Below are 643 nucleotides of genomic sequence, written 5' to 3'. Positions count from 1 at the left end.
TGACATCGAGGACGTCTCGGCGTACGCGTTCGACCTGGAGTCCGAGATCCCGCTGCGGGCGTGGGCCTTCCGAGTAGCCGTGGACGAGTGGGTGTTGGCCGCGGTCATGCACCACATCGCGGGTGACGGCTGGTCGTTGGGCCCGTTGGCGCGGGATCTGGCGTCGGCGTACGGAGCGCGGTGCGAAGGAGCGGCTCCGGAGTGGGAGCCGTTGCCGGTGCAGTACGCGGACTACACGTTGTGGCAGCGCGAGTTGCTGGGCGATGAGGGTGACGCAGGACAGGTGGAGTTCTGGCGTGGTGAACTCGCCGGGGCTCCCGCAGAGTTGATGCTCCCCTTCGACCGCCCGCGTCCGATGGTGGCCTCGCATACGGGTGGAGTGGTCGAGCTTGGCGGGCCGTCTGGACGAGGCGCTGGATGATCTGGTCGGGTTCTTCGTGAACACGCTGGTCCTGCGGGCGGACGTGTCGGGTGATCCGTCGTTCGCGGAATTGGTCGCACGGATCCGGGAGACCGACCTCAGGGCCTTCGCGGCACAGGACGCGCCGTTCGAGCGCCTCGTCGAGGTGTTGAATCCGGTTCGCTCGATGGGCCGACACCCGCTGTTCCAGGTCGCGTTGGCGTTCCAGAACACCCCGGCGTC

1 pseudogene is annotated in these 643 nt (G+C 67.8%); it reads left to right on the top strand.

Going from position 1 to position 643, the window contains the following annotated elements:
• A pseudogene (locus IG99_RS43510) lies at positions 1-643 on the top strand (condensation domain-containing protein); the annotation flags it as partial.

This window comes from Streptomyces griseus subsp. griseus (assembly GCF_000720255.1).
GTDB classification, from domain to species: Bacteria; Actinomycetota; Actinomycetes; order Streptomycetales; family Streptomycetaceae; genus Streptomyces; species Streptomyces griseus_I.
This window is presented reverse-complemented; position numbering and strand designations above follow the sequence as displayed.